The sequence below is a fragment of the Devosia sp. Root436 genome (assembly GCF_001426345.1).
GTDB lineage: Bacteria > Pseudomonadota > Alphaproteobacteria > Rhizobiales > Devosiaceae > Devosia.
Map to the genome: position 1 here is coordinate 287,289 of NZ_LMEM01000011.1, position 21,865 is coordinate 309,153.

At 64.6% G+C, this 21,865-nt stretch carries 16 protein-coding genes; 11 read left to right on the forward strand and 5 right to left on the reverse strand.

All coding sequences use genetic code 11. From position 1 onward, the window contains the following. Positions 1-3: 3 nt before the first annotated feature. On the reverse strand, positions 4-1,830 hold the full coding sequence (locus ASD04_RS12515; protein WP_244488310.1) for a stimulus-sensing domain-containing protein: 1,827 nt from the start codon (positions 1,828-1,830) through the stop codon (positions 4-6). 9 nt (positions 1,831-1,839) lie between these two features. After that, entirely contained in the window at positions 1,840-2,550 is a 711-nt protein-coding gene (locus ASD04_RS12520) for a response regulator transcription factor (RefSeq protein WP_056233925.1), read from the reverse strand. Positions 2,551-2,797: 247 nt separating this feature from the next. Between ASD04_RS12520 and pckA the strand changes: the two genes are divergently transcribed. Then, the gene (gene pckA, locus ASD04_RS12525; RefSeq protein WP_056257316.1) at positions 2,798-4,390 is read left to right on the forward strand and encodes a phosphoenolpyruvate carboxykinase (ATP); all 1,593 of its coding nucleotides are present in this window, start codon (positions 2,798-2,800) and stop codon (positions 4,388-4,390) included. A 249-nt stretch (positions 4,391-4,639) separates the two neighbouring features. Here the strand turns inward: pckA and ASD04_RS12530 are convergent, their stop codons facing one another. Next, a complete protein-coding gene (locus tag ASD04_RS12530; protein WP_162245131.1) occupies positions 4,640-5,512 on the reverse strand; it encodes a cell wall hydrolase in 873 nt (290 codons plus the stop codon). Between the two features lie 387 nt (positions 5,513-5,899). Then, positions 5,900-6,580 carry an HAD family phosphatase gene (locus ASD04_RS12535; RefSeq protein ID WP_056257320.1) on the reverse strand — a complete coding sequence of 227 codons (681 nt, stop codon included), beginning with the start codon at positions 6,578-6,580 and terminating at the stop codon, positions 5,900-5,902. 96 nt (positions 6,581-6,676) lie between these two features. Here ASD04_RS12535 and ASD04_RS12540 point away from each other — a divergent pair, with 96 nt between their 5' ends. Both ASD04_RS12540 and ASD04_RS12545 read left to right on the forward strand, forming a co-directional pair. Beyond that, complete coding sequence (locus ASD04_RS12540) at positions 6,677-8,086, forward strand: protein adenylyltransferase SelO (protein WP_056257617.1); 1,410 nt, start codon at positions 6,677-6,679, stop codon at positions 8,084-8,086. Positions 8,087-8,097: 11 nt separating this feature from the next. Next, entirely contained in the window at positions 8,098-8,652 is a 555-nt protein-coding gene (locus tag ASD04_RS12545; RefSeq protein ID WP_056257322.1) for a gamma carbonic anhydrase family protein, read from the forward strand. Between the two features lie 134 nt (positions 8,653-8,786). Here the strand turns inward: ASD04_RS12545 and ASD04_RS12550 are convergent, their stop codons facing one another. Then, positions 8,787-10,199, reverse strand: coding sequence for a helix-turn-helix transcriptional regulator (locus tag ASD04_RS12550; RefSeq protein WP_056257325.1), 1,413 nt, complete (start codon positions 10,197-10,199; stop codon positions 8,787-8,789). Positions 10,200-10,318: 119 nt separating this feature from the next. On the opposite strand from ASD04_RS12550, the gene ASD04_RS12555 reads away from it, so the two are divergent. The 8 genes from ASD04_RS12555 to ASD04_RS12585 all read left to right on the forward strand — a co-directional run bounded on the left by ASD04_RS12555 (position 10,319) and on the right by ASD04_RS12585 (position 21,801). Beyond that, positions 10,319-11,851 carry an acyl-CoA carboxylase subunit beta gene (locus tag ASD04_RS12555; RefSeq protein ID WP_056257328.1) on the forward strand — a complete coding sequence of 511 codons (1,533 nt, stop codon included), beginning with the start codon at positions 10,319-10,321 and terminating at the stop codon, positions 11,849-11,851. Between the two features lie 61 nt (positions 11,852-11,912). Continuing rightward, positions 11,913-12,446 carry an endonuclease domain-containing protein gene (locus ASD04_RS19190; RefSeq protein WP_082531191.1) on the forward strand — a complete coding sequence of 178 codons (534 nt, stop codon included), beginning with the start codon at positions 11,913-11,915 and terminating at the stop codon, positions 12,444-12,446. Beyond that, the gene (locus tag ASD04_RS12560; protein ID WP_056257332.1) at positions 12,409-14,391 is read left to right on the forward strand and encodes an acetyl/propionyl/methylcrotonyl-CoA carboxylase subunit alpha; all 1,983 of its coding nucleotides are present in this window, start codon (positions 12,409-12,411) and stop codon (positions 14,389-14,391) included. Before ASD04_RS19190 ends, ASD04_RS12560 begins: the two co-directional genes overlap by 38 nt. Further along, positions 14,391-16,511, forward strand: coding sequence for a methylmalonyl-CoA mutase (scpA, locus tag ASD04_RS12565; RefSeq protein ID WP_056257334.1), 2,121 nt, complete (start codon positions 14,391-14,393; stop codon positions 16,509-16,511). Before ASD04_RS12560 ends, scpA begins: the two co-directional genes overlap by 1 nt. A gap of 142 nt (positions 16,512-16,653) precedes the next feature. Next, positions 16,654-17,058: a methylmalonyl-CoA epimerase gene (mce, locus tag ASD04_RS12570; RefSeq protein WP_056257337.1), complete on the forward strand. Its 405-nt coding sequence runs from the start codon at positions 16,654-16,656 to the stop codon at positions 17,056-17,058. A gap of 7 nt (positions 17,059-17,065) precedes the next feature. Continuing rightward, on the forward strand, positions 17,066-17,830 hold the full coding sequence (locus tag ASD04_RS12575) for a DeoR/GlpR family DNA-binding transcription regulator (protein ID WP_056257340.1): 765 nt from the start codon (positions 17,066-17,068) through the stop codon (positions 17,828-17,830). 116 nt (positions 17,831-17,946) lie between these two features. After that, entirely contained in the window at positions 17,947-20,616 is a 2,670-nt protein-coding gene (locus ASD04_RS12580) for an EAL domain-containing protein (RefSeq protein WP_348271021.1), read from the forward strand. Between the two features lie 150 nt (positions 20,617-20,766). Further along, positions 20,767-21,801: a Gfo/Idh/MocA family oxidoreductase gene (locus tag ASD04_RS12585; RefSeq protein WP_056257342.1), complete on the forward strand. Its 1,035-nt coding sequence runs from the start codon at positions 20,767-20,769 to the stop codon at positions 21,799-21,801. Positions 21,802-21,865: the final 64 nt, after the last annotated feature.

A 21,865-nucleotide genomic window follows, 5' to 3' on the forward strand; every position in this document is an offset into this window, starting at 1 on the left:
AATCTATTTGCGCGCGCGCGGCAAGACAATCGTGAACACGGCCCCCGAGCGATCGGTGCGATTGCCGGCCCGGATGGTACCCTTATGGGCCTCCACGATCTGCTTGGAGATGGAGAGGCCAAGCCCGGAATGATCGCCGAAACTCTCGGTATCGGGGCGGTCGGTGTAGAATCGCTGGAAGATCTTGCCGACATCGCCGGTAATGCCGCGCCCCTCGTCGCTTACGGTCACGGTGATGGTTTCGGGGTCGGTGGACAAAGCCACGCGCACCACGCCGCCTTCGGGCGAGAAGCTCACCGCATTGTCGATGAGGTTGGCGAAGACCTGCGCCAGCCGGCTTTCGTGGCCGGTCACGATGGCGGCGCCCTTGCCTGACCGCTTGACCATCTCCACCGTCACGCCACGCCCCTGCGCCACATCCTCCTGGATCGACACCATGGCCTCGGCCAGCTTTTCCACATCGACCCGTTCCGAGCTTTCGCGCGCCAGTTCGGCATCGAGCCGGCTGGCGCTGGAAATGTCTGTGATCAGCCGGTCGAGGCGCTTCACATCATGCTGGATGATGGCGTTGAGCCGCTCGCGATCTTCGGGGCGCTTGGCCAGCGGCAGGGTTTCGACGGCCGATCGCAGCGAGGTCAGCGGATTTTTCAGCTCATGGGCCACGTCGGCGGCAAAGCGCTCGATGGCCTCGATGCGATTGTAGAGTGCGTCGGTCATGCGCCGCAACGCGCCGCTGAGATGGCCGATCTCGTCGGGACGGTCTGAGAAATCGGGAATTTCGGCGCGGGCATTGCCGGCGGTCTGGACCCGCTCGGCCGCGGCCGACAGGCGCCGCATCGGGCCGGCAATGGTGCCGGCCAGCGCCAGCGACAGGGCCACCTGCACCGCCGCGGCGATCAGCGCGATACGCAATATGCCCCAGCGCTCCTGCGCCACGATGGAGTCGATATCGCCCGGCGCGGTGGAGAGCAGGATGGCGCCGACAGTGGCGCGCAGGCGCTGCACCGGCACCGCCACCGAAACCACGAGCTGGTTCTGCCCATCGACGCGCACGAAATCGGCCGGTGCGCCCGCCAGCGCCGAGGCCACTTCCGGGTAGCGGCTGCCTTCGTCGACGCCATGCTCCTGATATTTGGGGTAATTGTCGCCCGGCACCCAGGAGAGGATGGCATTCCACCAGTCCCACAGGAAGAAGTCGTCGCCCTGCTTGGTTTCGATGATCTGCCGCATCACCTCGCCGCGCGCATAGATATTGTCGCTGTCGAGGATCATCAGCCCGCCCTGGTCATAGATGCGGGCGCGGGTGCGGGTCGGGGTGATGAGGTTGCGCAGCAGCGGCGCCACCCGCTCGGGATTGATCGGGAATTCGAGCATCGGATCGAAATAGGACAGCGAGGACACCGTGCCGTCGCCCTGCAGTTGCAGCAGCCGCTCGGGGTTGATCGAGATCACGTCGCTGTCGACCGTGGCCGAGGCCGCGATGGCGGCGGCGATGATTTCGCCCTGTACGCGCAGCGATTGCACGCGCGCATCGATCAGCCCGGCGCGCCACTGGTTGAGGTAGAGGATGCCCACCACCAGCACCAGCAGCCCCACCAGGTTGAGCACGATGATGCGGCGGGTCAGGCTGGAAAAGATGGTGAAATCGAGGAAGCGGGAGATTGCCCCCACCACCTTGGCCAAGGGCGTCACCACCAGCCGCCAGCGGCTGCGGGATGTGCGGGGCGCGGCTTTGGCGGCACTCTCATCCGGCCCCGGCGCGCGCCAATCCTGCGTCGCGTCGGGCTGTATGTCGGGTCTGGGCTCCAGCTCCGGGTCGAGAATGGCCACTTGTTGTGCCTATTGCTCCTTGAAGCGATAGCCGACGCCATAGAGCGTCTCGATCATCTCGAAGTCGTCGTCGGTCGCCTTGAACTTCTTGCGCAGCCGCTTGATGTGGCTGTCGATGGTGCGGTCATCGACATAGACCTGATCGTCATAGGCCGCGTCCATCAGTGCGTTGCGCGATTTGACCACGCCGGGCCGCAAAGCCAGCGCCTGCAGGATCAGGAATTCGGTGACGGTCAGCGTCACGCGCTGGCCTTTCCAGGTGCAGGTGTGGCGCTCCTCGTCCATCACCAGGCTGCCACGCTCGATCAGCGCCTTGCCGCCCACTTCCTGGGTTCCGGGGGGCGTCGAGGGATCGCGCGGCGCGGCGCGGCGCAGGATGGCCTTGACCCGCTCGACCAGCAGGCGCTGGCTGAACGGCTTGGTAATGAAATCGTCGGCGCCCATCTTGAGGCCGAACAATTCGTCGATTTCCTCGTCCTTGCTGGTGAGGAAGATCACCGGAACATCGGATTTCTGCCGCAGGCGGCGCAGCAGCTCCATGCCGTCCATGCGCGGCATCTTGATGTCGAGAATGGCCAGGTCCGGCTTGTCGGTGGTCAGGCCCTCGAGGCCAGAGGCTCCATCGGTATAGGTGGCGACCTGATACCCCTCGGCCTCCAGTGTCAGCGACACGGAGGTTAGGATATTGCGGTCGTCATCCACCAGGGCGATCTTTGGCATGGTCTGCCTTTCTTGTTCGGACGCTTGCAGGCATGCGGCCATATGGCCGTGAACCCTGCTTGCAGGCGACAATTACGCGTTAAATAAGGCGCGGCCAAGGGGAGCACAACCGCGGGTGCGACCTTCCGGCGCGATGCAACTTCCGTCTTAAGACCGATTTCGGGATGGTTGTACGACGAGTTCACCCCGTATTTTCAACTCCATAGCGGGTGGCGCCCTTGCCACCATGCGACGGAGCCTATGCCAGATGACCCTGTTCGATCATGAAGCCCTCAGGAGCCGGATTGCCGCCCGAGCCGGTTCGGTATCATCAAACGACATCGCCCCGGTGCTGGTTGCACGCTCGCTGATGGGCGAGGAATCCGAACTGACTGTCGATGGCGCCGTTTCGGTGCGCACCGGTGCCTTTACCGGCCGCTCGCCCAAGGACAAGTTCATCGTGCGCGACAGCCTCACCGAGGACAGCGTGTGGTGGGACAATTCGGGTGCCATGAGCCCTGCCCATTTCGACGCGCTGCTGGCTGATGCGATCGGCGCCCTGGGCGGGCATGGCGTGTTCCGCCAAGATTTGCTGGCCGGGGCCGATCCGCGCCACCAATATGCCGTCACGGTCATGACGCCCAGCGCCTGGCATGCCTTGTTCATCCGCAACCTGCTCATCCGCCCCGGCGAAATGGTCGAGACCGGCGCCAATCCGACTGCCGTCACCATCGTCCATGCCCCCCATTTCCGCGCTGACCCGGCCCGGCATGGCAGCCGCACCGACACGGTGATCGCGCTCGACATGAGCCGCAATATCGTGGTGATCGCCGGCACCTCCTATGCCGGCGAAATCAAGAAGAGCGTGTTCAGCCTCTTCAACTTCCACGCACCGCGCCAGGGCGTCCTGCCCATGCACTGCTCGGCCAATCTGGGCAAGGATGGCGAAGCCGCCCTGTTCTTCGGCCTTTCGGGCACCGGCAAGACCACGCTTTCCAACGATCCGGACCGTCCGCTGATCGGCGATGACGAACACGGCTGGAGCGAAGACGGCGTCTTCAACCTCGAAGGCGGCTGCTACGCCAAGACGGTCAAGCTCAGCGCCAGCGCGGAACCCGAGATTCACGCCGCTACCAAACGCTTCGGCACGGTGTTGGAAAACGTGGTGATCGACACCGCCAAGGTGCCCGATTTCGACGACGTCTCGCTCACCGAAAACACCCGCGCCGCCTATCCCATCCATGTGCTGCCGGCCATTGCCAAGGGCAGCGTGGGCGGCACGCCCAAGACCGTGGTGTTCCTCACCGCAGACGCCTTCGGCGTGTTGCCGCCCATCGCCCGGCTGACGCCCGAGCAGGCGGTCTACCACTTCCTTTCCGGCTATACCGCCAAGGTGGCCGGCACCGAGCGCGGCGTCACCGAGCCGCAGGCGACTTTCTCGGCCTGCTTCGGCGCGCCCTTCATGCCGCTGCATCCCACCGTCTATGGTGAGATGCTGGCCGACAAGCTGCGCGCCACCGGCGCGGCGACCTGGCTGCTCAATACCGGCTGGACCGGCGGCGGGCATGGCGTCGGCAAACGCATTGATATTGCCTCGACCCGGCGCCTGTTGACATCAGCGCTCAATGGCAGCCTCGACCAGGCCGAGACGCGCCAGGATGAGCTGTTCGGCTTTGCCGTGCCGCTCAGCGTGCCTGGCGTCGAGACACGCCTGCTGACCCCGCGCCTCACCTGGGCCGACGCCGAAGCCTATGACCGCCAGGCGCTGCATCTGGCCGGTCTGTTCCGCGCCAATTTCGAAAAATTCGGTGATGGCGCCAATGCCGCGCCCGGACCAAGGCTGGCGCAAGCCGCCGAGTAACAGTCTCCTCCCGAGACGCAAAGGGCGCCCACCGGGCGCCCTTTTGTTTTGGCGCGATGCACCCTCGCCCCTTGAGGGAGAGGGGGATTTTTGCGGTGTTCAGCCGCAAAATCGGGTGAGGGGTACTGCGCCTCCCCATGCTTCAATGGCTGTGGAAACAACCCCTCATCCGCCCTTCGGGCACCTTCTCTCTCAAGGGGAGAAGGGGAGCCTGTGGGCGTGACACCGTATTGCCCCTCAATGGCCCCCTCAGTTGGGCGAGTAGAAGATATGCGAGCCGATCTGGGCGACGGCGCTATAGGTGTTGGCCCAGGAGGGGCGAACGTTGGTGGTGTGGTAGTAGAGGGCCGAGCCCGGCACCGCGCCCACCGCTTCGCCCAGGGCGAATTCGGCATAGACGTCCTGCGCCAATGCGGCCGAGCGGGCCCAGGCGCGGCGTTCGCCCGGCGCATCGGTGCGGCCGTCGCAGGCGAAGGTGAACTGGCAACGGTGATAGCCCTTGTCGGCATTCTGGTAGATGACGCCGCACAGGGTCGACGGGAATTTGCCGGAACGGGCGCGATTGACGATGACATTGGCCACCGCGAGCTGGCCCACTTCGCTCTCGCCGCGCGCTTCGTGATAAATGGCCTGGGCGAGGCAGTCGCGCTCGGCGTTGGCGTGTTCCAGGCGCTTGGCCAGCGGCTGGTAGCCGCTTTCCACATAGGCGGCCAGTGCGGACGGATTGAGCGCCGGCTCGGGCTTGGCGGCCGGGCTGGTGAAGCTGGCAATGGCGGAGACGGCGCTGTTACCGCCGATCGAGCCGCGGGCGATGTAGCCCATCAGCACGTCGGAGGTGAGTTCGCCCCCGACTTCATTGCCGAGAACATTGACTTCGCGCAGGGCTTTCTGGCGCGCCACGTAATTGGCAAGCAGAGCCGGCGTCAGCGGCTGCTGGCCGGGCGCCAGCGGCACCACGGTCGGGCCGATGGCCGGACGGGCACGCAAGGCCATCAGATCGGCCGGAACCGGCAATGGGGTGACTTCAGCGACGCGGATGGTTTCGGCATGGGCAGGAGCGAGCGTAACGAACAGCACGAGCGCCACGGCGCCCAGGGCAAGCACATGCGAAACTGCACGCACAGCAATCTTCTGCCAGCTCTGCCCCAATGCCCCGTCCTTACCCCTGAGCCCGTCCAGCCATATCCGGCGGGCCTTCGTTTGTTTCGGGTCCGTCATTGCGGTCCCAATTCACTTCCCGGCCGGCACCCTATCCAAGGTCAGAGGGCTATGGAAGTCGAAATTTACGGCTGGTTAACTATGCCTGTTAGCTTCTTAAGTTAGGGTTAACCGAGGCGGCGGCAGATGAAAACCCAGGAAAAATAAGGCCTTGCCCCTTGGTGAAGAGGGGCTTTCGGCAAAGGATAAAAGTTTATGGGATGGGCCGGCGGACAGCGCTTTGCTGTGGAGATGTGGCCGAAGCGAGACTCCGGGGCTGCGCCCTCTCCCCTTGAGGAGAAGGGAAAGAGCTCAGCGCTCGAACGCCGCCAGCCGAACGTGGTCGAGGCTTTCCATCACGGCGATGCCCAACGCGCGGATAGCCTCGTCGGGATGGACCAGGTCGGGCACCATCACCGTCTGCATGCCGGCGGCATGAGCGGCGCGCACGCCCGAATGGCTATCCTCCAGCGCCAGGCAAGCCAGCGGATCGACGCCCAGCCGCCGTGCCGCCGTCAGGTAGGGTTCGGGATGCGGCTTGGGATTGACCACGTCGTCGCGCGTCACCACCGTCTCGAACAGGTCGAGCAGGCCGGCAGCGCCCAGGTGGTGCCGGGCATGGGGGTTGCGCGACGAGGTCGCCACCGCCGTCGGAATGCCCCGCTCGCGCAACTCGCCGATAAATTCCCGCGCGCCCGGCTTAACCGGCACGCCGGCATGACTGCGCTCGCGCATGATCACCCGGCAGCGCTCATCGAACAGGGTATAGGGAAAGGTCACGCCATAGGCTTCGATCAGCAACTGGCTGGTCCGCTCATGGCTGGACCCGACCATGGACATATGCACAGCGTCGGTCATGGCGAAGCCAAGCTCGGTACAGACCTCGAAAACGATGGTCTTGAAGACACTTTCGGTATCGAGGAGCGTGCCGTCCATATCGAAGATGACGGCCTGGAACGGCGCAAGGCGCAGGATGGTACTCTCAGGTTTCATCCCGCTCGATATAGGGCGATTTGCCGGCCCGCGCTAGGCGGCGCGGCGAAAAGCTGGGTTGCATGGCGGGGCGGCGGATGGCGTATGGTGGCAGCCATGATCCGCTTCCAGCCCGCCCGCAATCACGAAACCCTGGGCGATGCCTTTTTCGATCGCGTCGCGCCCGCCGATTTCCCGCAGACCATCTTGCGCCATCGCGACCAGCGCTGGGCCGCCCGCATGGGGCTGGCTGACCTCACCGATACCCAATGGCTCGCCCATTTCGGGCGCTTTACGCCCCTGCCCGGATCGCTGGACCAGCCGCTGGCCCTGCGCTATCACGGCCATCAGTTCCGCAGCTACAATGCCGATCTCGGCGATGGCCGCGGCTTCCTCTTCGCCCAGGGCCATGACCTCGCCGATGGCCGCCTGCTGGATTTCGGCACCAAGGGATCGGGCAAGACGCCGTGGTCGCGCGGCGGCGATGGGCGGCTGACGCTCAAGGGCGGGGTGCGCGAAGTGCTGGCGACCGAAATGCTCGAAGCGCTGGGCGTCTATACGTCCAAGAGTTTTTCGCTGATCGAAACCGGCGAAGAACTTTATCGCGGCGACGAGCCTTCGCCCACTAGATCGTCGGTGCTGGTCAGGCTCAGCCACAGCCATATCCGCATCGGCACCTTCCAGCGCCTGGCCTGGCTCGAAGATCATGAAGGACTGCGCCAACTGCTCGACTATGCCATCGCCAATTATTATCCCGACCTGACCGATGCTGCCGACAGGCCGGCAGCCTTCCTCGAGGCCGTGGTCGGCAAGGTGGCCAAGCTCGGCGCGCAATGGATCGCGGCTGGGTTCGTGCATGGCGTGCTCAATACCGACAATATCAACATCACGGGCGAGAGCTTCGACTACGGCCCCTGGCGGTTCATCCCGGCCTACGATCCCGATTTCACCGCCGCCTATTTCGACGAGACCGGCCTCTACAGCTTCGGCCGCCAGCCCGATACGCTGGCCTGGAACCTCACCCGCCTCGCCGAATGCCTGCTGCCGCTGTCCAGCATCGAAAAGCTGGAGCCGGCGCTCAACACCGTCTGGCCCACCTTTCGCGCCGAACTGCCCCGGCAGATGCTGCGCCGCCTTGGCCTCACGCCTGATGACACCGAAAGCGACGGCGCCTTCGTCACTGACCTCTTCGGCTTCCTGGCCGCCAGCAAGGCGCCCTATGAGCAATTCTTCTTCGACTGGCGCGGCGGCGCCGCCAGCGCCGAACGCGCCGCGCGCAGCCCTTCGGCCGAATTTTATGCCAGCGACGCCTTCCGCCCGATCGCCAACGCGCTCGAACGCTACAGTCCCGCCGACAATCTCAACCTCGACCATCCCTATTTCGCGCGCCAGCAGCCGCGCACCATGCTGATCGACGAGATGGAAGCCATCTGGGCCCCCATCGCCGAGCGCGACGACTGGACCCTGTTCCAAAACACTCTGGCGGATATCGCCGAGATGCGCCAAGCCTATGGCATTATTCCCTGAGGAGGCCCCCAATGCCCATCTATGCCCTCGACGGCGTCGCGCCGCAAATCGACCCTGAAGTGGGCTGGATCGCCCCGACCGCCGTACTGGTCGGCGATGTCATGGTCGGGCAGGATGCCGGCATCTGGTTCGGCGTCGTGGCGCGTGGCGATATCGAAGCCATCACCATCGGCGCCCGCTCCAATGTGCAGGAGAACACGGTTCTGCACACCGACAAGGGCTATCCGCTGGTCATCGGCGAGAATTGCACCATCGGTCATTCCGCCATCGTGCATGGCTGCACCATTGGCGACAACACCCTGATCGGCATGGGCGCCACCGTTCTCACCGGCGCGAAAATCGGGAAAAACTGCCTGATCGGCGCCAATGCCCTCATCACCGAAAACAAGGTGATCCCCGACAATTCCATGGTGGTCGGCGCACCGGGCAAGGTGATCCGCGAGATCGACAACGAGGGCGTCAGGAACCTGGCGGCATCCGCCGAGCGCTATGTGAAAAACGCCAAACGCTTCGCCGCCGGCATGGTCGAAGTGCCGAGCGGCCCGGACGATTTCGAGCCGGCCTAAACCAGGGTTCTCAGTCGACTCCCCTCTTGCGGGGAGGGATCAAGGGGGGGATGTTTAGCCCGGATATCGGGGCTTCCCACACGCCCTCCCAACCTCCCCCGTCAAGGGGGAGGACCCGCGCGGTGGTTGCGGCCTCACCCGATCTCATACGGCACGATGCTCCGCCGGTCCTGCGGCACGCTGATCGCTGCAGCGAGCGGTGGCACCGAGCGCTGCGGGCAGTTCCGCCGCTCGCAGATGCGGCAGGAAATCCCGATCGGGTCGAAACTGGCTCGCCCCAGGTCGACATCGGCGCCATACACCGTCCGCCCGGCATGGCTCACCTCGCAGCCCAGGGCATAGGCATAGCGTCGCGTCGTCCCATGATAGCCGCCGCTGCGCTTTTCGGAGGACCAGGCAAGGCACAGATAGCGGTTGCCATCGGGCGTTTCGGCCAGTTGCCGTATGATCTCGCCCCGCCCCTCGAAGGCGCGATGCACATTCCACAGCGGACAGGCCCCGCCGAAGCGGGCGAATTGCAACGCCGTCGCCGAATGGCGCTTGGTGATTGTCCCCGCTGCATCAACACGCGCGAAAAAGAACGGCACGCCCCGCTCGCGTGGCCGCTGCATGGTGGAGAGGCGATGGGCCACCTGCTCGAGGCTGGCGCCGAACAGGTGTCCCAGTTCCTCGATATCATAGCGATGCGCCTCGGCCGCCCCAAGAAATGCGCCGTAGGGCATTTGCAGCGCGCCGGCGAAATAATTGGCCAACCCCATCCGGGCAATGTCGCGCGCCTCCGAGGTCTTGAAGCTGGCGCCGTCAAGCAATTGCCCCAGCAATGTAGCCTGCTCCAGCCCAGCCAGCGTCACCGCGATCTGGAAGAACTGCGTCGAGGGATCGAGCCTGCTGTTGACCCAGAGGTCCCGGTTGGCGCGATCGAACTGGGTGATGGTGTCGCCCTGAAGCGGCGGGGTCAGCGTCACCCTGATATTGTGCATTTCGGCGCAATAGACGATCAGCCGCCGCAGCCGGTCAGGCCCGAATTCGCCCAACTCCGTTGCCAGCGCCTCGGCGGCCCGGTCGAGCGGGTCGATATAGTTGTCGGCATAGTGGAAGAAGTCGCGCACTTCCTCATAGGCGGTCTGCATGCCCGATTGCGGATCGCGCGTCAGCGCTGCATCGACCCCGGCCAGCCGCTCATTGGTTTTCCGATAACTCTCGTAAAGCTGGAGCATGGCCCGCGCCATGTCGGGCGCATTGGTGGCGACGGTCTTGAGCTCCATGAGGTTCGGCACGGCCTCGCCGAAGACCGGATCGGCCAGTGCCTCGCGCAGGTCGGCCACCAGCCGGTCGGAGGCATCGGTCATCAGCTCGGACAGGTCGAGATTGAACCCGTCGGCCAGTGCCAGCATCACCGAGGCGGTCAGCGGCCGCTGGTTGGATTCGAGCTGGTTGACATAGGAGGCGGAGATATCGAGCCGCGCGGCGAGTTCGCCCTGGGTTAGCCTGTGCTGGCTGCGCAGGGCGCGCAATCGTGCTCCGGCAAAGACCTTGCGTGCCGCCATCTTCACAAATCCACAAAATCACAAACATGAACCTGTGTGATTGTAACAGCCCCGCCCTTTCCTGTCTTGGGCCGGATGAAGCAAAGCGCTAGTCTGCTGCCGGATAACAGGGTGCGCGCATGCAGAAAATCATCGGCGAACTGGAAGACAAGCGCATGCAGGCTCGCCTTGGCGGTGGCCAGAGGCGCATCGATACCCAGCATGGCAAGGGCAAGCTGACGGCCCGCGAGCGACTCGATGTGCTGCTCGATCCTGGCAGTTTCGAAGAATACGACATGTTCGTCACCCATCGCGCGGTGGATTTTGGCATGGCCGACACCATCATTCCGGGCGATGGCGTCGTCACCGGCTGGGGCATGATCGAGGGTCGCCTGGTCTACGTCTTCAGCCAGGATTTCACCGTCTTCGGCGGCTCGCTCTCGGAAACCCACGCCAAAAAGATCTGCAAGATCATGGACCTGGCGCTGAAGAATGGCGCGCCGGTGATTGGGCTCAATGATAGCGGCGGCGCCCGCATCCAGGAAGGCGTCGCTTCGCTGGGCGGCTATGCCGATGTGTTCTGGCGCAATGTACAGGCCTCGGGCGCGGTGCCGCAGATCTCGGTCATCATGGGCCCCTGCGCCGGCGGCGCGGTCTATTCGCCCGCGATGACGGACTTCATCTATATGGTGAAGGATACCAGCTACATGTTCGTCACCGGACCGGACGTGGTCAAGACCGTTACAAATGAAAGCGTTACGCAGGAAGAACTCGGCGGGGCCTCGACCCACACGAAAATCTCCTCGGTAGCCGACGCGGCGTTCGACCACGACATCGAAACTCTGCTCGAAGTCCGCCGCCTCTTCTCCTACCTCCCCCTCACTGCCGGCCAGAAGCCGCCGCGCCTCACCACGCATGACCCGGTGGATCGGCGTGACGACAGCCTCGACACCATCATCCCCGACAGCGCCAACAAGCCCTATGACATGCGCGAGGTGATCGAGAAGGTGGCCGACGAGGGCGACTTCCTCGAAATCCAGCGCGACCATGCCGGCAATATTCTGTGCGGCTTCATAAGGCTGGACGGCCATACGGTCGGCGTTGTCGCTAATCAACCGCTGGTGCTAGCCGGGTGCCTTGATATCAACGCCTCCAAGAAAGCCGCCCGCTTCATCCGCTTCTGCGACAGTTTCGAAATCCCCATCCTGACCTTTGTCGACGTGCCGGGCTTCCTGCCCGGCGTGGCGCAGGAATATGGCGGCATCATCAAGCATGGCGCCAAGCTGCTCTTCGCCTATGCCGAAGCCACCGTGCCGCTGGTCACCGTCATCACTCGCAAGGCCTATGGCGGCGCCTATGACGTGATGGCGTCCAAGCACATCAAGGCCGACGTGAACTATGCCTGGCCATCAGCCGAAATCGCCGTGATGGGCGCCAAGGGCGCGACGGAAATCCTCTACCGCTCGGAACTGGGCGACAAGGACAAGATTGCCCAGCGCACGGCGGACTATGAAGCCCGCTTCGCCAACCCGTTTGTCGCCGCCGAACGCGGCTTCATCGACGACGTCATCATGCCCCACGGCACAAGACGCCGCGTCATCCGCGCCTTCTCGACGCTCCGCCATAAGGCATCGAGCATGCCGAAGAAGAAGCACGATAATATTCCGCTGTGAGGACGGATATGCACGGAGCGGACTCCCTCCCCCTCGCGGGGAGGGCTGGGGTGGGGGATGGATGGCCACGGATCTGTCGAGAAAACTGAGACGCCAGGCCACGCCCGCGGAACTGAATTTCTGGAAGCTGACCCAAACATGGCGTCAGCAAGGCTGGCATTTTCGCAGGCAGTTCCAGTTGGGCAGCTACTATGTGGACTTTGTCTGTATCGCTGCGGGTCTGGTTGTCGAGATAGACGGGGACACGAATGGAACGGATTTGGCCATATCCAACGATGCAGTGCGCGACGACTATCTGCGAGGGCGTGGCTTCACCGTGTTGCGCTTCTCGAACCAGGATGTGCTGACCAACGCGGAGGGCGTCTTTTCCCGCGTGGCGGCTCACCTTGAAATTCGGGCTCCCGTCCCCCAACCCCGCCCTCCCCGCGAGGGGGAGGGAGCCGCGCCGGTGTGTTTGACAAGACCGTGCCGCAAGCTGGATCGGGCTCCCTCCCCCTCGCGGGGAGGGTTGGGGTGGGGGGAGTCACAAACTCGATTTCTTCGCGTGAGGATCAAAAATGACCATACAAAAACTCCTCATCGCCAATCGCGGTGAAATCGCCTGCCGGGTCATCAAGACCGCGCGGAAAATGGGCATCGCCACTGTCGCCGTCTATTCCGATGCCGACAGGGAGGCCCTCCATGTCCGCATGGCCGATGAGGCCGTGCATATCGGCCCGTCACCGGCAAAGGACAGCTATCTGCAGATCGACAGGATCATCGCTGCCTGCAAAGCCACCGGCGCGCAGGCCGTCCATCCCGGCTATGGGTTCCTGTCGGAAAACCCGAAATTCGCCGAGGCGCTCGAAGCCGCCGGGATCATCTTCGTCGGCCCACCGGTGAAAGCCATCGAGGCGATGGGCGACAAGATCACGTCCAAGAAGATCGCGGCCGAAGCCGGCGTTTCCACCGTGCCCGGCCATATGGGGCTGATCGGGGATGCCGACGAGGCGGTGAAAATTGCCAGCTCCATCGGCTATCCCGTGATGATCAAGGCCTCGGCCGGCGGCGGCGGCAAGGGCATGCGCATTGCCCACAATGACGCCGAAGCGCGCGAGGGCTTCGAGCGCTCCAAGTCCGAGGCCGCCTCATCCTTCGGCGACGACCGCATCTTCATCGAGAAATTCGTCACCGAGCCGCGCCATATCGAAATCCAGCTCATCGCCGACGCGCATGGCAACGTGCTCTATCTCAACGAGCGCGAATGCTCGATCCAGCGCCGCAACCAGAAGGTCATCGAGGAGGCGCCCTCGCCTTTCCTCGACGACGCCACCCGCAAGGCCATGGGCGAGCAATCGGTCGCGCTGGCCAAGGCCGTCGGCTATACCAGCGCCGGGACGGTGGAATTCATCGTCGACAAGGACCGCAATTTCTACTTCCTCGAGATGAATACCCGCCTGCAGGTGGAGCATCCGGTGACCGAGCTCATCACCGGGCTGGACCTGGTGGAGCTGATGATCCGCGCCGCCAATGGCGAAAAGCTGCCGCTGACGCAGGATCAGGTGCAGCGCAAGGGCTGGGCCATCGAGTCGAGGCTCTATGCCGAAGACCCCTATCGCAATTTCCTGCCTTCCACCGGAAGGCTGACCCGCTATCGGCCCCCGGAAGAGAGCACAAGCAAGAAACTGGTCGTGCGCAACGACACCGGCGTCTTCGAGGGCGGCGAGATTTCCACTTTCTATGACCCGATGATCGCCAAGCTCTGCACCTGGGCGCCGACCCGCATCGAAGCGGTGGATGCCATGGCCGTGGCGCTCGACAGCTTCCAGGTCGAAGGCGTCGGCAACAACCTGCCTTTCCTTTCGGCCGTGATGGAGCAGGAGCGCTTCCGCGAGGGCCGGCTCACCACCGGCTATATTGCCGAGGAATTCCCCGAAGGCTTTCATGGCGCCGAGCTCAGCGAACAACACCTGTTCGACATCACGGCCGCCGCAGCGATTCTGATGGCACGCCGCGAGCAGCGCCGCAGCGGCGCGATCGCGGAGTCGCACTGGCATGTGCAGGCGGGCGAGACGGTGAACAGCGTTACCCTGCACCAGCAGGGGCTCGAAACCGTTGTCGATGTCGGCTGGCGCAGCGAAGCCGCCCATCTCCACTGGCAGCCCGGCGACACGCTGGCGCGGCTCGACTGGTCGGACGGGCGCAGGAGCGCGCTCAAGGTTACCCCCACCACATCCGGCTTCCGCATCCGCTATCGCGGCGCCGACCTGAGGGTGCTGGTGCTGCGCCCGCATATCTCGGCCCTGCTCAAGCATATGCCGGTCAAGGTGCCGCCGGACATGAGCAAATTCCTGCTCTGCCCCATGCCGGGCCAGGTGGTGCGCGTGGATGTGGCGGAAGGCGATATCGTCGAGGATGGCCAGACGCTGGCCGTGGTCGAGGCGATGAAGATGGAAAACGTGCTCAGGGCTGAAAAGCGGGCCCGGGTCGGCAAGGTCCATGTCGTGCCCGGCGCCGTGCTGGCGGTGGATCAGGTCATGATCGAATTCGAGGCGGTGTGATGAGCCAGACGCCCACTTTCGCCCATTGGGCCGCCCTCGCGCAAAAGGAACTGCGCGACACCCCGCTGTCGTCCCTCGACCGCGACTATGGCGGCATTCCAGTCAAGCCGGTCTATTTCGGCGCGGGCTCGGAAACCCCCGGTGTCGAGCCGTTCACCCGCGGCGTGCGCGCCACCATGTATGCCAACCGGCCCTGGACCATCCGCCAATATGCCGGCTTCTCCACCGCGCGCGAATCCAACGCGTTCTACCGGCAGGCGCTGGAGAAGGGGCAGAAGGGCCTGTCGGTCGCCTTCGACCTCGCCACCCATCGCGGCTATGACAGCGACCATCCGCGGGTCACCGGCGATGTCGGCAAGGCCGGCGTCGCCATCGATTCCGTCGAGGACATGAAAATCCTGTTCGACGGCATTCCGCTCGATCAGATGAGCGTCTCCATGACCATGAATGGCGCCGTTATACCGGTCCTGGCCATGTTCATCATCGCCGCCGAGGAACAGGGGGTGCCACAGTCGAAGCTCGACGGCACCATCCAGAACGACATCCTCAAGGAGTTCATGGTCCGCAATACCTATATCTACCCACCCGAGCCCTCGATGCGGATCGTCGGCGATATCATCGCCCACACCGCCCGCCACATGCCCAAGTTCAACTCGATTTCCATCTCGGGCTATCACATGCACGAGGCCGGGGCGACGGCGGTGCAGGAGCTGGCCTATACTTTGGCCGACGGCATGGAATATGTCCGCGCCGCGCAGGCTCGCGGCCTCGATATCGATGCCTTTGCCGGGCGGCTGAGCTTCTTTTTCGGCATCGGCATGAACTTTTTCCTCGAAGTCGCCAAGCTGCGCGCCGCGCGCCAGCTCTGGAGCGAGATCATGACCGGGCTGGGGGCAAAGGATGCCCGCTCCAAGATGCTGCGCACCCATTGCCAGACCTCGGGCGTGTCGCTGACCGAGCAGGACCCGCACAACAATATCGTCCGTACCACCATCGAGGCTTTGGCCGCAACTTTGGGCGGCACGCAGAGCCTCCACACCAACAGCTTCGATGAAGCAATCGCGCTGCCCACCGAATTTTCCAGCCGCATCGCGCGCAACACCCAGCTCATCCTGCAGCATGAATCGCGCATCACCGACGTCGTCGATCCGCTGGGCGGCTCCTATTATGTCGAGGCGCTGACCAGTCAACTGGTCGAAGAGGCGAAACGGCTGATCGGCGCGGCCGAGATGGCCGGCGGCATGACCCAGGCGGTGCAATCAGGCGGGCCCAAGCTCGAAATCGAAAAGGCCGCCGCCCTGCGCCAGGCTCGCGTCGATCGCGGCGAGGATGTCATTGTCGGCGTCAATCGCTACCGGCTCGACGTGGAAGATGCCATCGATGTGCGCGAGATCGACAATGCCAAGGTGCGCGCCGAACAGGTCGCCCTGCTGCAACGTGTCCGCTCGACCCGCGACGAGGCCAGATGCCAGTCCATGCTGGCGGCCCTGCGCGAATATGCGGCCAAGGACGAAGGCAACCTGCTAGAAGCCGCCATCGAGGCGGCTCGCGCCCGCGCCACCCTGGGCGAGATCAGCCAGGCCATGGAGGACGTCTTCGGCCGCCATTCGGCCGTCACCCGCGTCATTTCAGGCGTCTATGCCGGGGGCTATGGCGACGACCCGGAATTTGCCGCCATCAGCGCCCGCATCGAGAGCTTCAAGGCCGCTCGCGGCCGGGCCCCCTCTATCTTCATCGCCAAGATGGGGCAGGACGGGCATGATCGCGGCGCCAAGGTCATCGCCTCGGCCTTTGCCGATCTGGGCTTTGCCGTCCATATGGGCGACCTGTTCGAAACCGCGCCGGAAGTCGCCGCCCATGTCGACGAACTCAAGGTCGACGCGGTGGGCGTCTCCTCGCTGGCCGCTGGCCACAAGACGCTGGTGCCCGAGCTGATCGGCGCGCTCAGGGATCGCGGCCTGGGCGAGGTCACTGTCATCGTCGGCGGCGTCATCCCCGAACAGGATTACGACTTCCTGTTCGATTGCGGCGTGGCCGGCATTTTCGGGCCGGGGACCAATGTGCTGAGCGCGGCGTTTTCCGTGCTGAGCCAGATCGAGGGAAGGCTGAGCAATCGATGATGGACCCAGGAGCCCCCTCATCCGGCGCTGCGCGCCACCTTCTCCCACGAAGGGAGAAGGGCGGCGACTGTGAACTCTCGGCTCCTTTCCCTTCTCCCCTCGTGGGAGAAGGTGCCCGAAGGGCGGATGAGGGGACCTTTCTATGATCGGCTGCCTCAACCACATTGCCATCGCGGTCCCCGACCTCGCCGCCGCATCAACGAAATACCGTGACCTGCTCGGCGCCCATGTCGGCCAACCCCAGCCCCTGCCCGAACACGGCGTCACCGTCGTCTTCATCGACACCGGCAATACCAAGGTGGAACTGCTCGAGCCGCTGGGCGAGAATTCTCCCATCGCCGCCTTTCTCGACAAGAACCCCTCCGGCGGCATGCATCACATCTGCTTCGAGGTGCCCGATATCCGCGCCGCCGCCGAGGTGCTCAAGGCCGGCGGCGCCCGCGTGCTGGGCGACGGCGCGCCGAAGACCGGCGCCCATGGCAAGCCGGTGCTGTTTTTGCATCCGAAAGATTTCGATGGCACGTTGATCGAACTCGAAGAGGTTTGATCCGCCCATGAGCGACACTACCGAACGGCACCAGGCCATTCTCGAACTGGCCCGCGTCGAAAACCGCGTCACCGTCGAGGCGCTGGCTGGCCATTTCGGCGTTTCGGTGCAGACCATCCGCAAGGATCTCAACCAGCTCTGTGACCAGCGGCTGCTGTCGCGCGTGCATGGCGGCGCCACCATGCCGTCGGGCGTGGAAAATCTCGAATACGAAGCGCGCCGCCGCATCGCCGCCGAGGCCAAGGACGCCATCGGGCGGGCCGCCGCGGCGCTCATTCCCAATGATGCGTCGCTGTTCATCAATATCGGCACCACCACCGAGGCGGTGAGCCAGGCACTGCTCGATCACGCTGGCCTCTTGGTCGTCACCAACAATATCAACGTCGCCAATCGCATGCGGGTCTATCCGCGCTTCGAGGTGGTGATTGCCGGCGGCGTGGTGCGCCCTTCCGATGGCGGCATCGTGGGCGAGGCAGCCGCGGGGTTCTTCAGCCAGTTCAAGGTCGACTACGCCATTGTCGGAGCCTCGGCGCTGGACGAGGAAGGCGCGCTACTCGATTACGATTATCGCGAGGTCAAGGTGGCGCAGGCCATCATCGCCAATGCCCGCCATGTGATCCTGGTGGCCGACCAGGGCAAGTTTGCCCGCTCGGCCCCGGTGCGCATCGCCCGCATCGACCAGATCGACACCTTTGTCACCGACCATTGCCCCTCCGAGCGCTTCCGCGCGCAGTGCGAAGCGGCAGGCGTCGACCTCGTCGAAGCACAGTGAATTAGCCCGGCGCTAACCACGCGATCAGTTCGCCGGGCCGATAAGCCAAACATAAACTCCGCGGGGTCCAAGGTATCTGCTCGCTGGCCAGAAGGCCGGCTAGTGGATGGCGGGTCTTGAATTCAAACGCGACACATAAAGCGGAACATGGCCTGAGCTGGATGCGGCCCATCCTGCTGCCGGCGATGGTGGCGCTTGCCGTGCTGATCGCGGGCGGGGTCTTTCTGGATCGGCAGAGCAGCGTGCTCAACGAAGAGCGCATGCGCACGGCCGTCCTTGCCGAAGTATCGCTGATCCGCGCCAAGCTCGAAGGCAATATCAACGGCAATATCCAGTTGGTGCGCGGGCTGGTCTCCACCATTTCCACCGAACCGGAGATGGACCAGACGCGGTTCTCGGCGCTGGTCGCCAACCTGTTCGAAGAACAGAGCCAGCTCCGCTCGATCGCCGCCGCGCCGGACCTGGTCATCGCCATGACCTATCCGCTTGAAGGCAACGAGGCCGCCATCGGCCTGGATTACCGCACCAACGCGGCCCAACGCGACGCGGCCTTGCGGGTCCGCGATTCCGGCAGGCTGGTGCTGGCCGGGCCGGTCAACCTGGTGCAGGGCGGGCGGGGTTTTGTCGGTCGCTTCCCGGTCTATGCCGATACCCCGGTCGGTCGCGAATTCTGGGGGCTGGTCTCGGCCGTGGTCGATGTCGACCAGCTTTATGCCGATAGCGGGCTGATCGATCATTCACACGAGCTCAATATCTCGATCACCGGCAAGGACGCGACGGGCGCGCATGGCACGCGCTTCTTCGGCGAGGACATCAGCGCCCTCAATCCGGTAACGGCCGAGGTGATCCTGCCATCCGGCTCCTGGGAAATCGCGGCCGTGCCGCGTGGCGGCTGGTCGGTAGCGCAGGGCAATAGCGGGCTGATGCGCGCGCTGATGGTCATTGCCGGCACGCTGATCCTGCTGCCCATCGGCATTACCGGGCGGCTGGTCGGCGAGCGACAGCAGCATTTCCGCGAGCTCAAGGCGCGCGAAAGCGAGCTGGAACGCCTGTCGCGGCGGCTCGGACTGGCGCTGGACGTGTCCAAGGTCGGTGTCTGGGAACTGGATCTGGCCAGCGGCCAGGAAACCTGGGACGACCACACCAACGAGCTTTTCGGCTGGCCGGCCGATGACGGCCCGCGCAACCACGACAACTGGATGGCGGCCGTGCATCCCGATGATCGCGCGCGCGTCGAACGCGAATTCCGCCGCATGAGCGAAGCAACGGGCGGGTTCGAGGCCGACTACCGCGTGCTGCTGGCCGATGGCACGCTGCGTCATGTGCGGTCCATCGGCGCGCTTTACCGCGAGCCCGGCGCACCCGACAGGATGGTGGGCGTCAACTGGGACATGACGGCCGATGTGACCCTCAACGAGGAATTGCGCCGCGCCACGCAACTGACCGAAGCGCGCAACCACGAGCTCGAACTGGCCCGCGTCCGTATCGAGCACAATGCGCTGCATGACAGCCTGACCGGCCTGCCCAACCGGCGCTATCTCGACGAGATGCTCAAGCGCCACGCTGCGACGGGCTACCAGGAAAGCAGCAGCATGGCGCTGCTGCATATCGATCTCGACCGCTTCAAGCAGATCAACGACACGCTGGGCCATGCGGCGGGCGACGCCATGCTGATCCATGCCAGCGCCGTGCTGCGCGACAATTGCGCCAGCGCCGATTTCGTCGCCCGTATCGGCGGCGATGAATTCGTGGTGCTCACCACGGCCAGCCAGGGCGACATCTACCTGGCGACCCTGGCCGAGCGCATCGTGCAGCAGATGCGCCAGCCCGTGACCTACGAGGGGCATGAATGCCGCTTCGGCGTCAGCATCGGCATTGCCGCCGATCGCGGCGCGCCGGTCGATGTCAAACGCCTGCTGATCAATGCCGATATCGCGCTCTACCGGGCCAAGGCCCGCGGCCGCAACCGCTTCGAGTTCTTCTCGGAGGCGCTGCAGGCCGAGGTGGTCAAGACCAAGCGCGTGGCCGACGAAATCCTCAGCGGGCTCGAGCGCAATGAATTCGTCGCCTGGTTCCAGCCGCAGTTCGACGCCCACACGCTCGACGTGGTCGGCGTCGAGGCGCTGGCCCGCTGGCAGCATCCAAGCGAGGGCATCAAGGCGCCCGATGCCTTCATGCCCATTGCCGAAGAGCTCAACGTGGTCGCCACGGTCGATCGGCTGATCCTGGAGCAATCGCTTGCCGCCCTCGCCCGCTGGGACGCCATGGGCCTGGGCGTGCCGCGCGCCTCGGTCAACGTCTCGCTGCGCCGGCTCAATGACGAAGACCTCATCAACGGCTTGCGGCGGCTCAATATCGAGCCGGGACGGCTGTCGTTCGAGCTGGTGGAATCGATCTACCTCGATGAAGGCGATGCCGTAGTCGGCTGGAATATCGACCAGATCAAGGAACTGGGCATCGATGTCGAGATCGACGATTTCGGCACCGGCTATGCCTCGATCGTGTCGCTGCAGAAACTGCGCCCCAAGCGCCTCAAGATCGACCGGCAACTGGTCAATCCGATCCTGGTCGATCCGGGCCAGCGCCAGTTGCTCGCTTCCATTGTCGATATCGGCAAGTCGATGGGCATCGAAGTGGTCGCCGAAGGCGTCGAGACCATGGCGCATGCCGCCATCCTGCGCGACCTGGGCTGCGATATCCTGCAGGGCTACGCCTTCTCCCGGCCGCTGAGCGCCGCCGATCTCGAAACCTTCCTCAAGGCCAAGGCCTGGCGCCAGGCCTCCTGACCGCCTCCCAACCACGGCGTCATTCCCGCGAAAGCGGGAATCCCCCTTCGTCCATCGGGAATCCCCCTTCGTCCATCAAGTAAGATTTCCGCTTTCGCGGCGGTGGTGCGGTGGGTACAAGGCCATCTTGTATGGAACTGGAGACTGGCAATGAGCGATGAACAGGGACGCTTCGGCATCGGCGTGATCGGGGCCGGAATGGGGGCCAAGCCGCATGCGCTGGCGCTGCAATCGCTGAGCAAGGACATTGCCGTGCTCGGCGTCTATCGCCGCGACGCGGTGCAGCGCGCCCAGTTCTGCCAGGCCTATGGTTTCCCCGAGGCCGAAAGCTACGAGGCGCTGCTGGCCGATCCGCGGCTCGACGCCGTGCTGGTGGTTACCCCGCCCAATGCGCGCGAGGCCATCGTCGCCGCCGCCGCCAGGGCGGGCAAGCATGTGCTGCTGGAAAAGCCGGTGGAACGGACATTGGCCGCCGCCGAGCGGATCGTCCGGCTCGCCGACGGGGCCGGCATCAAGCTCGGTGTGGTGTTCCAGCACCGTTTCCGCCGCGCGTCGCGCTATCTGGCCGAAGCGGTTGCCGAGGGGCGCTATGGCCGGCTCGAGGCGGTGCATCTGGTGGTGCCGTGGTGGCGGCCGCAGGCCGGCTATTACGACCAGCCCGGACGCGGCACGCTCGCGCAAGATGGCGGCGGGGTGCTCATCACCCAGGCCATCCATTCGCTCGACCTGATGCTCAGCCTCTGCGGCGCAGTCGATGCCGTCACCGCCATGGCGAAGACGACGCGGCTCCATGCAATGGAAACCGAGGACTTCGTTTCCGCCGGCCTCGAATTTTCCAATGGCGCGGTCGGCGCGGTCATGGCGACGACGGCCAGTTTCCCCGGCGGACCGGAAAGCCTGACGCTCAACTTCGCCCATGCCACGGCAACGCTCACCGCCGGCAACCTCACCGTCCGCACCATGGCGGGCGAGACCATCACCGAAGGCGAAGCCAGCCAGGGCGGTGGCGGCGCCGACCCCATGGCCTTCCCCTTCGACTGGCACGCCGCCCAGATCGCCGATTTCGCCGACGCGGTGCGCCATGATCGCCAGCCGCTCAGCAATGGCCATACGGCATTGCAGGTGCATCGGCTGATCGACGCCATGATGGCTTCGGCACAGCAGGGACGGCGGGTGGCGGTCTGAGGGCGTAGCACACGCCCTCGTGGTTCGAGGCTCGCCAAGAGCTCGCACCTCGCCATGAGGACTA